This window comes from Ezakiella sp. (assembly GCF_034180565.1).
Taxonomy (GTDB): Bacteria; Bacillota; Clostridia; order Tissierellales; family Peptoniphilaceae; genus Ezakiella.
In genome coordinates this window covers 1-11,215 of sequence record NZ_JAXFOB010000026.1, presented here as the reverse complement: position 1 = coordinate 11,215, position 11,215 = coordinate 1, and the positions used below count along the sequence as shown (strand labels likewise).

The following is an 11,215-nucleotide window of genomic DNA, read 5'->3' as shown; positions in this document are numbered from 1 at the left end:
AAGTGTACTGCCCCCTTAAATCCGGACACGGAAATAAGGGGGCATTTTAATGAATAAAATAACATATGAAGAAAAATTAAAAATAATTAAAGAAAACGAAGATGGCTATGGAAAAGACTATCTTTCCAAAAAATATAATATACCTAGGTCAACAATTCAAAATTGGATCCATTCATATAAAATATTAGGTGAAGAAGGACTTAAAAAAAGTAAGACATATACATCATACAGTGGAGAATTTAAATTATCTGTGTTAGAATATAGACAGAAAAACGGGTTATCCTTATTAGAAACAGCAAAACATTTCAAAATCAAACAGTCGTCAACAATAGCAAACTGGCAAAGACAGTATAAAGAAAAAGGATTTGAAGGTTTGTGTGGACAAAAAGGAAGACCTAAAAAATTAGGAGATTCTAACATGTCAAAAGATAAAATAAATAAATTAACAACTTCAGAAAAAGAAGAATTAATTAAACTAAGACAAGAAAACCTTTACCTAAGAGCGAGGCTGGAATACGAAAAAAAGCTGGAAGCCTTAGTCCAAAAGAGATTGCAAAAAACAAAGAAAAGACCAAGATAATTATTGAACTAAGGCAAAAATACAAAGAAATACCTTTAAAATATTGGCTGGAAATATCTAAACTTCCTAGAAGCTCTTACTATGAATGGGAGAAAAAACTTAAAGAAGTAAACCAAAAAGAAATAAAAGACATTGAAACCGTAAGAAAAATAGTTGAAGAGTCCAAAGGAAGATATGGATACAGAAGAGTCTGCTTACAACTAAGAAAAGAAGGCATAATAATGAACCATAAAAAAGTTCTAAGAATTATGAAGGAAAATAATCTCCTCTGTAACAAATACGGTATAAGGAGAAAAACCTACTCATCATACAAAGGACATGTAGGTAGAATAGCTAAAAACAACTTAAATAGGGAATTTTATGTAGATAAAATAAATACAGTATGGGTAAGCGACGTAACAGAATTTAGAATCAGAAACTCAGAAATAAAGTTGTATCTATCTCCAATAATGGATCTGTATAACGGAGAAATAATCTCATACAGTTTAAGTAAATCACCAACAGTGGCTTTCACACTAAAATCATTAAAAGAAGCAATAAAAGTTTTACCGGTAAAACATAATCTAATGATTCACACAGACCAGGGATTTCATTACCAACACAGAAGTTGGGTGCATACGCTTGAAAAACATGGAATCAAGCAGAGTATGTCTAGAAAAGGTAATTGCTTGGATAATTCACCTATGGAGAATTTCTTTGGACTGTTAAAACAAGAGATGTTTTACTGTGAGGAATACAACACTATTGAAGAATTGGAGAGTGCTATTAGAGAATATATTGACTGGTATAATAACAAGAGAATAAAGACAAAATTACACGGCCTGTCACCTGTTGAGTACAGGTTACAAGCCGTGTAGTAAACGCGGTTATTTTGTCCGGGTTTGTGGGTGCATGTCACAACCCCGGTTCTTAAAAACAATTTATTTTGTTTTTTCGTCTTTCTTTTCTTCTTCTTTTTTATATTCTTTGTTTTCTTCTTTGTTTTCTTCTTTTACTTCTTCTGTCTTTTCTTCAGCTTCTTCAGCCTTCGGTTCGATTTGAGAAATAAATGCATCGTAAATTGTAGGATAGTATTCGTCGAATTGTTCGTCTGTGAAATCAACGTCATCAGGAATGTTGTACTTTTCAGCGTATTCATTTTCTACAACGTCCCATGTTTGTCCGAATGTTTTTCCGACTTTATTTCCGTCTTTGTCCAAGATGAACATTGTCGGGAAGAAGAAGATTTGTCCTTCTTCAAGAGCGAGAAGTTTATCCAAATATTCATAAGCTTCTTTAGTTCCGCCGACTTGTGTCCAAGGAACGTCTTTTCCTTCGAAGAGCGGAGCTATGTCTTTGTTTGAATATTCTTTGTATCTGTTTACAACGCCGTAGATTTGAACGTTCTTTCCTTCAGCAGCGAGTTTTTCGCTAAGTTTTACCATGTGAGGGATTGAAAGTCTTGACCATGGGCACCATGGTCCCCAGCTGTAAACGATTGTGTAGTCATGAGCTTTTACGCTTTCATCGAATTTTTCTTTGTCGAATGCTTCGATGTCTGTTTGGTCAAAGTCGATGTAGTTGATGAGTTTGTCCCCAGGATATGAGTGGAATCTCAAATTTCCGAGTGCAGCAACAAGTCTTGAAGTCAATACATAGTTTTCTCCGTTTATGACAACGCCTTTGATTTCTTTTTCTTCGCCGTTTACCATAAATTTGAATGATTGTGCTTCGATTTTTGCATTTTCAGGAATATCTTTCAATTCAGTTCCGTTGGAAACGTATTCTTCACCCGATGTAAGTGTGACTGTACGAGTTTCTTTGTCGTAACCGATGCCGAATTTTCCTTCAGTTTCTTTTAAAACTTCAGCGAGATCGCGAATCTTCATAACATTCCAGCTTTGAAGTTGCGGTTCTTCACCGGATTTGTCATAAAATTGAACTTGAACAAGTTTAAGTTCCGGAACTTCTTTTCCACCTACTACAAATTGGAATTCGTTTTCTGCCAATTTGTAACCATCAAAAACTTCATCTTCTGCTTTTGCCACATATGTAAACGTGGTTAGCGCCATTACAATTGCAAGCGCAATAGCTAAATATTTTCTCATTTGCGAGAACCTCCTTTTTTAATTATATAATAATTGTATCACATGATAAAGTATAATTCAAGTAATATATGATTGTGGTCACATTTTTTTGTGGGGGTAAGAGAGATGGGTTCGATATTTCATTGGCACAGCGTTGTTGGTGGAGTTGTATATTGTATAAACGGCATATATGGCGGCGCAAACGTTATAGCCCTAACCCGTGCTTTTTGATTTAAAGAATCAAAAACACGATGGTAGGTCTTATACAAAGACGTCCGACGACATTTCGACGAATAGGAGAAATAAGTCGTTGACGTCGATTGTGCATGCGCCGTTACGTTTTGGAAGACGTACAAAGCGAAGATATGTTTATAAATGATATGTGGTTTTTGGTTTGATATTGTATAGGCGAAGCGTTGTTGGTGAGATTGTAAATTATACAGGCGTGATATATGGCGCGAGGATTCACAGAACCGTCGCGCTACGGATGCGTTTGCGAATGGATATAATTGAAAGACATTTCGGCGTGGAGATATTTACCGGTGATATTTTTTTGTTTGATATTTTATAAACACAGCGTTGTTGGTGATAATACATATTTTATATACACAAAAATGGGCGGCGGGATGTTAAAGACCTAACCCGTAATTTTTGATTTGAAAAATCAAAAATACGATGGTAGGTCTTATACAAAGACGTCCGACGACATTTCGACGAATAGAAGAAATGAGTCGCAGACGTCGACTGTGCACCCGCCGTTACGTTCTGTGAAACGTACAGAGCGAAGATAAGTTTATATATAACAAAAAGAGAACCGGCGATTGCCAGTTCCCATATATACACCGTAATTTGCGAGGAATTTTCGATGAGAAACGCTTAGATGAAATATTTTTGGAGTGAGGCGTACTGGCAAGTACGTCGCAACGACAAAAATATTGAATCAAGTGTTTATAGCGAAAATCACCGCAAATACCCCCAAACAATTTGCGAGGATAATTTGATGACATGCGCCGCAAACTCAATTTTTTATTGCGCTGATGTTTGCAACATCATACAATTCACAAACAAAAAAACCGGCGTTTGCCGGTTCATATACACACCAATTTGCGAGGAATTTTCGATGAGAAACGCTTAGATGAAATATTTTAGGAGTGAGACGTACGGACAGGTACGTCGCAACGACTAAAATATTGAATCAAGTGTTTATCGCGAAAAGAACCGCAAATAAGCCTATAAAGTGTCGGTATAAACTCTCCTTGCTCCCCTCTTCAAAACCTCATTTGCCAAACTTTGTCGATTTATTGTGTGGACAAAGACCGGGACGCCGTTTTGTATGAGTTTTTTACCGAGACCCCTTTCGAATTTCGAGAGGGACATTGTTACGCCAAAGAGCGAGTGGCTCAATGCAAAGTCGGCGATTTCGTCAGCGCTGTAGTTTGACATGTAAAGTGTCAAGATTATATTTTTGAAACCCAATTCTTTCACTTTTTCATATTGGTCGAATTTATAGATTTGCGGAATTATTCTCTCTTTCATATCCGGAGCCGTTTTCGAAATTTTTTCGAGAACCGGGAGATTTTCGCCTTTAACATCCGTGATGAGATATGCATCTTTGTGGTTTCTGAACCATTCGATTGTCTTTTCCATATCCATTTGCGTGTAGCCGTGGCGCGATTTCATGTTTTCGTATTCCGCTTTTTGGTAATTCGTTTCGCCCTCGATATATTTTGCCCCGTAGAATTTTGTGACAAAGCCTTCCCACGAGTGAATGTTAATCGGGTGGCCGTCGGTCGTCATCATAAAGTCCATTTCAAAATATCTTTTGCCGATGTTATAGTTTTTGTCGAGCGCCTCTTTCATATTTGTGTAGGTCATGCCACAAATTTCGCCGCCCGCGTGCATTATGGTTTTGTCATTTTCAAGTTTCAATATTTTTTTATTTTCAGCTAGTTCCTGTAGTTTGTTCATGAAAACAAGTCCGTATGAAAGCTCCGAATCTCGAAAGCTTTTTCTCGTCACGAGTTCATATGCGCTCGCGTCCACATAGCCGAGACCGTTTCTGTTGTATGCGTCGATTTTAAGTCCGCCGTCGGCATTTTTTATATCAATCGCAATCGATTTATATATCGCAATTCTGTTGTTCATGTCATATTGCACGGTCGCCATGTCCATGTCTTTCTTTTCCTTTGAAAACATGTCCTTTCCAAACATCGGATATACGTTTTCATAGAGTCCGAACATGTTAAGAAGTGTCGGAAGTATGTCCACAGAGCCGACAGTGCCCAAATAATTTTTGGTGTTAAGTCCGTTTACAATTATGAGCGGGCAATTCACTTCTGCAAGTTTTTTCTCGGTTGTCAAAACCTTTTCAACGGTCTTCGCTTTGTTTGCAAATTCGTTGTTCACATTGTTTTTCCCGACAATCAAAAGGATTGTGTCCTTTGCCCGTGGGCTGTTTTTAAAAGTCGTGACAAATTCCTTCAAATTGTTGTCGAGTTCTCTTAATTTTTGCACAAACAAAGTTCTCTCTTCGTCGAGATTGCCGCCTTGAAACACGGTCATCGGATTGTCGAGTGGACGAGTTTCTGCATAGATAAACTTTTTGCCAGGCTCCTCGATTTGCTTTTGGAGAGCGTTTAATATCGTCTTGTTTCCACTTTTGTCGTTAATTAGGACTTTGTCAAACCCTAGCGTCATATAATTTACATATTCTTCACTATAAACAAAATTTCTTTGCGCAATTGTCGTGTAGCCCGCATTTCCGAAATAGTTTTGAAGTCCCTTGATATTTTTGTTGTAAATTTGTTTAAAACCCGGATATTTTTGGTTCGGCATTATGCTATAGAGTGTCGAAAGCGTTATATCGTCAGGATCTTTCGAAGCGCTTCCAAGAAAATAGTTGTTAAAATAAGCCGCACCGCTAACAAGTGAGCTTACAAAAGGAGCGAGCTCGATATTGTTGTATTTTCTTCGAATCGCACTCGTCAAAAGTCCGTCAACTTCCAAAACAACCAGGCTTTTGTCCTTAAAAACTCCGCTCATTTCGTTGTCCTTGTGCTCCATCAAAAACGCATAGTCGCCCTTGTCGACACGCGCCATCTCCGCCTTTACTGGATTTACAAAGTCCCCGTATCCGTCAGCTTTAATATATATAAAATTGTTGGCTGCAAGAAGCAGCGCAATAAATAAAGTCAAAAGTTTTTTTCTCATAATCTTACCTCATTATCAATGCTATATATATCATAACATAAAAATCCGTGTATTTCACTCATACACGGATTTTGTAATATAAATTTAATAAGATTAGTTGGAGCTTACCGATGCATTGTAGATGCTGTCGATCGATTCTCCCAAATGTTTGTCAAATTCTTCGTCAGTCATTTTGACATTCAGTCCTTCTGTAAGTGCTCTCGAGAAACTTGCGCTCACTCTGTCGTTTTCGGCAAGTCTTCTGTTTGATTCTTCTCTTGAGTAGCCGCCCGAAAGCGCAACAACTCTTACAGTTGCCTTGAAGTCATAAAGAGGAAGATAGAGATTTTTCTTTTCAGGAAGAGTGAGTTTGAACATGACAGGCTTTTCTTGGTTCCATTCTTTCAAATGTCTCAAAAGCGCATCGAGTAAAACTTCTTCAGCTTCCGCTTTGTTGTCCATCGTAATCGTGATTTCCGGTTCGATGATTGGAACCAGTCCGTGCGAAGCAATCGTCTTTGCAAAGTCAAATTGTTGCGCGACAATTTCTTCGATACCTTCTTTTGAAAGTTTATTTATGACGGATCTCATCTTCGTTCCGAAAATATTTTTCTTTACTGCATCTTCAAGTCTTTCGTCGATGTTTGGAATTTCTTTCATCAAACGAACGCCGTCTTTTTCGTCGGCAAGACCCTTGTCTATTTTAAGAAATGGAACAACTTGTTTCTTTTCCCAAAGAAAATCCGCCGTCGGCATTCCGTCGACTTCGCTGTTCATCGTCTTTTCAAAAAGAATTGCACCGATAATCTTGTCTCCTGTGAATGAATTTGATTTCACAATTCTCGTTCTCATCTTGTGAACCAAGTCGAACATTTCGTCTTCGTTTTTGTACTCATCTTCGCCGACACCGTAATTTAAAAGTGCTTTCGGCGTTGATCCGCCACTTTGGTCCAAAGCGGCAATAAATCCTTTTCCGTTTTTTATCTTTTCAAGCATTTCAATTTTCATAGTATACCTCCAACTAAAATCTTATTTTTCATCTATCTAAACTATACCATAAGATGCACACTCTTTCAAGCTTTTTTCTTTACATAGTCCGCATTTTAAGTTATAATTGAGTTGAGATAAGAAAACTTTATTGGAGGTAATTATGAAATTACAGGAACTTTTTAAAAAATTACCGATAGACGAAAAATATAATTTTGATATAAATAAAATTACAACAAATACAAACGAAGCCGAGGATGGCTCTCTTTTTATCGCTATAAAGGGAACCGCCGTCGACACGCACAACAGAAAATATATCGACGAGGCATACAAAAAAGGTGCGCGCGCTTTTGTCACCGAAGAAGAATTGCGAATTCCGAAAGACGCCGTTCAATTTGTGGTCTCCGACACGAGAAAAACCGTCGGACTTATCGCCTCAACATTCTACGGCCATCCGTCGCAATCCCTTAAAATTATCGGCATCACCGGAACAAAGGGAAAAACATCCTGCACATTTATTTTAAAAGGCATGCTTGAAAAGCTCGGCAAAAAATGCGGAATCATCGGAACCTCGGGAGCGTTTTTCGATAATGAGCACATCGAGCTGAAAAATACTACGCCAGACCCGATAACGCTGCAAAAACTTCTGAGGCGTGCGCTCGACATGGGGCTTGAATACATCCTTATGGAAGTGAGCTCGCAAGCGATGAAACAATGGCGCGTGATGGGAACGAAATTTTTAATCACGGCATTCACAAACATAAGTCCCGACCACATCGGACCGACGGAACACAAGGACTTCGAGGAATATATGAGCTGGAAGAGAAAATTTCTCATGCTCTCGAGAAAAGTTATCATGAACAGCGACGACGAACACTTCACAGAAATGACAACACCGATGAAAAACACGATTGTAACCGTAGGCGAAAGCGGAAAAGACTTTACTATGACTAATGTGAGTGAGCACTCTTTCTATTTGAACGGAAGAACGATTGAAACGAATCTCATGGGAAAATACAATATGAGAAATCTCGCGCTTTCGATTGCGACTTTGAACGAAGTCGGATTTAGAATGGACGACCTCGTGAACACGACATCGAACATATTTATTCCGGGGCGAATGGAAATCATCGAAAAAAACGAGAGAAAATTTGTCATCGACTATGCGCACAACAAACTCTCGCTTCTAAATCTTTTGTCCGAAATAAAATCGTGGAAACCCGGGCGTATAATTGTCGTCGTGGGAACCGTCGGCGAAAGAACATTTGAAAGGCGCCACGAAATTCCGGAAGCAATCAACCAATATGCGCACGAAGCGATTTTCACCGCCGACAACCCGAACCACGAAGACCCGGAAAAAATTGCAAATGAAATGGCATCGCACAGTCTGATACCGACAAAAGTAATCGCCGACCGAAAAACTGCAATCGAAACCGCATTTCGCGACTCAAACCCGGGCGACGTCATCGTCGTCGCAGGTAAAGGCGATGAAACCCACCAACTCATAAACGGTGAGCGCATCCACTACTCAGATAGAGAAATAATTGAAAAACTGTAGAAAAAAACTCTTGTGTCTCAAACCACAAGAGTTTTTTATTTGTGGGCGTGGGGAGATAAGAAATATTTTATGGGCACACAATGATGGATGGGGTGGAATATGATAAGAATGTTTGGGTTATATATTTCATAAACACATCGTTGTTGGTAATGATACATATTTCATTGACACCTAAATGGGCGGCACCCTTCCCGCGTTCAAATACGAAATCGAAGATTTCTTTTTCACGCGGTTGGGCACAGGAAGGACTTCAAAGTGCCGTCCCGCTACTGCTGCGTTTTCAAATGTATGTAATTTAAAAATTTGTCAATGCGTGTAACGTTGCACATGATATTCTGGAAATATATTTTAGAAACACCCCAGTGGTTGTATGTTGTCATAACAACGAAAGTCATATACGGGGGTACGATGCGTACATATGCTTATACAATTGTATAAATACGTACACGCCGCAGGTAGCGGCGACCAGTTTTTTTGCGGGTGAGGTAGAAATCTTCGATTTCGTAACCGAACGCGCAAAAAGGTGTATCGCCGCCAATAAGGAGAATTGGGGGTGGATATTTCGGTAAACACACATTGATGGGTGAGGTGGAAAATGTTTTGAGGGGTTTTGGTTCGATATTTTATAAACGCACCGTTGTTGGTAATAATACATATTCCATATACACAAAAATGGGCGGGAGGACATCGTTGTTCCTTACGTCACAACGTATGCCATCCCGCTACGACGGTGCTTGCGATTTTATGTTATTTATAAAATTTGTCAGTGTGGGTAACGTTGCACATGATATTCTGTAAATATATTCTAGAAACACACCGGTGGTCGTATGTTGTCATAACAACGAAAGTTAAATATTGAGTACAATGCGATTGCGAATGTATATAATTGATGATTTTATCGGTATGATATTATTTACATATGGTATTTTTTGGTTCAATATTTTATTGGCATATCGTTGTTGGTAATAATACATATTTTATATACACAAAAATAGGCGGCGCAGATATTATAGCCCTAACCCGTGCTTTTTGATTTAAAGAATCAAAAACACGATGGTAGGACTTATACAAAAACGTCCGACGACATTTCGACGAACAGGAGAAATGAGTCGTTGACGTCGATTGTGCACCCGCCGTTACGTTTTGGGAAACGTACAGAGCGAAGATAAGTTTATATAAAACAAAAAGAGAACCGGCGATTGCCAGTTCCCATATATACACCGTAATTTGCGTGGAATTTTCGATGAGAAACGCTTAGATGAAATATTTTAGGAGTGAGGCGTATTGATAAATACGTCGCAACGACTAAAATATTGAATCAAGCGTTTATCGCGAAAATAACCGCAAATAACCCCCGCAAATTACAGAACAAAAATAAGATATCCTACATATGCTGCCAACATCGCCACCCCCTGCAACTTATAACTTCTTTCTTTAATCATAATCGGAAGAAGAGCAAGCAATGTCAATCCAACCATGAACGGCAGATCGAATGAGGCTGCAGCTTCGTTGATAACGAGTTTCGAGCCGGAAACGAACGAGGCGACAGGCATAACCATTGTTATGTTCAAGATGTTTGCGCCTATGATGTTTCCGATTGAAAGTGACGGTTCTTTTTTTATGATTGCGGAGATTGTGGTTACAAGTTCCGGAAGGCTCGTTCCGATTGCAACGAGAGTTACTGCGATAATTCTTTCAGGCACTCCGAAATATTCAGCAATTTTGCCGCCGTAGTTTACCATGAAATTTGAACCCAAAACAATCATTGCCGCACCGACAACGAAAAGTATAAAATGCTTCGTGAGATCTTTCTTTTCCGTTTCTTCGCTTGTTGCTTTCGCTTCATTAACAGCTTTTTTTGCATTCATCACATTGAAAATCATGTATGCAAAAAATATAAGTACAAAAATGACATTTGTCGAGAGTGACACGCTTCCGTCTTTTCCGGTTAAATAAAGAAGCACAACCGATGCGATGAGGAGCATGCTTTGAACAAAATAGTCTTTGCGCTTGCAGATATAATTCATAAAAATCATTGCAACCGCCATGATAAGCCCTTGGTTTGCAATGACCGAACCTACCGCATTTCCAATTGCCATGTCGGCTTGACCCCTGTATGCGGCGAAACTCGAAACCATAAGTTCAGGTAAAGTCGTCGCAATCGAAACAATTGTCGCACCAATCAAAAATTTCGGAATGTGGAGCTCCGTTGCAATTTCACTTGCCGCGTCCACAAAAACATCTCCACCCTTAACAACTAAAGCTACTCCAATTACAAAGAGCAGCATCATAATCCAAATACTCAAAATAATTCTCCTTTTCTAATAATATCGATGTATATATACCCGATTTGAGTGGAAATACACATTGGAGTATGCGTTTTATTTGATTTTGGTTAGATATTTTATAGATTCAGCGTTGTTGGTAATGATACATATTTTATTGACACAAAAATGGGCGTCGCAATGTAATGCGACGCTACGTTCTAGAAGATGTACAGAGGGAAGATATGTTTATAAATCGTATGGGTTTTTGGTTAAAAAATGTATGAACACAGCGTTGTTGATAATAATACATATTTTATATACACAAAAACGGGCGGGAGGACATCGTTGTTCCTTATGTCACAACGTATGCCATCCCGCTACGTTCGGCGATTGCGAAATCATATATTCGCAAACAAAAAGAACCGGATATATGTACTGCCCCCTTAAATCCGGACACGGAAATAAGGGGGCATTTTAATGAATAAAATAACATATGAAGAAAAATTAAAAATAATTAAAGAAAACGAAGATGGCTATGGAAAAGACTATCTTTCCAAAAAATATAATA

General features: G+C 38.6%; 7 protein-coding genes. 3 read left to right on the top strand and 4 right to left on the bottom strand.

The window, feature by feature from the left end:
- The first annotated feature begins 49 nt into the window (after window positions 1–49).
- Both SPI61_RS05550 and SPI61_RS05545 read left to right on the top strand, forming a co-directional pair.
- Window positions 50–580 carry a helix-turn-helix domain containing protein gene (locus SPI61_RS05550; protein WP_321137127.1) on the top strand — a complete coding sequence of 177 codons (531 nt, stop codon included), beginning with the start codon at window positions 50–52 and terminating at the stop codon, window positions 578–580.
- Window positions 514–1,437 carry an IS3 family transposase gene (locus tag SPI61_RS05545; RefSeq protein WP_321137128.1) on the top strand — a complete coding sequence of 308 codons (924 nt, stop codon included), beginning with the start codon at window positions 514–516 and terminating at the stop codon, window positions 1,435–1,437. Before SPI61_RS05550 ends, SPI61_RS05545 begins: the two co-directional genes overlap by 67 nt.
- A gap of 63 nt (window positions 1,438–1,500) precedes the next feature.
- Here SPI61_RS05545 and SPI61_RS05540 read toward each other — a convergent pair whose 3' ends face one another.
- The 3 genes from SPI61_RS05540 to SPI61_RS05530 form a co-directional block, all read right to left on the bottom strand.
- Window positions 1,501–2,667, bottom strand: coding sequence for a hypothetical protein (locus SPI61_RS05540; RefSeq protein WP_321137126.1), 1,167 nt, complete (start codon window positions 2,665–2,667; stop codon window positions 1,501–1,503).
- Window positions 2,668–3,876: 1,209 nt separating this feature from the next.
- On the bottom strand, window positions 3,877–5,856 hold the full coding sequence (locus SPI61_RS05535; protein ID WP_321137125.1) for a hypothetical protein: 1,980 nt from the start codon (window positions 5,854–5,856) through the stop codon (window positions 3,877–3,879).
- A 93-nt stretch (window positions 5,857–5,949) separates the two neighbouring features.
- Window positions 5,950–6,843 carry a fructose bisphosphate aldolase gene (locus tag SPI61_RS05530; protein ID WP_321137124.1) on the bottom strand — a complete coding sequence of 298 codons (894 nt, stop codon included), beginning with the start codon at window positions 6,841–6,843 and terminating at the stop codon, window positions 5,950–5,952.
- Window positions 6,844–6,985: 142 nt separating this feature from the next.
- On the opposite strand from SPI61_RS05530, the gene SPI61_RS05525 reads away from it, so the two are divergent.
- The gene (locus tag SPI61_RS05525) at window positions 6,986–8,380 is read left to right on the top strand and encodes a UDP-N-acetylmuramoyl-L-alanyl-D-glutamate--2,6-diaminopimelate ligase (protein ID WP_321137123.1); all 1,395 of its coding nucleotides are present in this window, start codon (window positions 6,986–6,988) and stop codon (window positions 8,378–8,380) included.
- Between the two features lie 1,361 nt (window positions 8,381–9,741).
- Here SPI61_RS05525 and SPI61_RS05520 read toward each other — a convergent pair.
- Window positions 9,742–10,686, bottom strand: a complete 945-nt coding sequence (locus SPI61_RS05520) for a calcium/sodium antiporter (RefSeq protein WP_321137122.1) — start codon at window positions 10,684–10,686, stop codon at window positions 9,742–9,744.
- Window positions 10,687–11,215 lie beyond the last annotated feature (529 nt).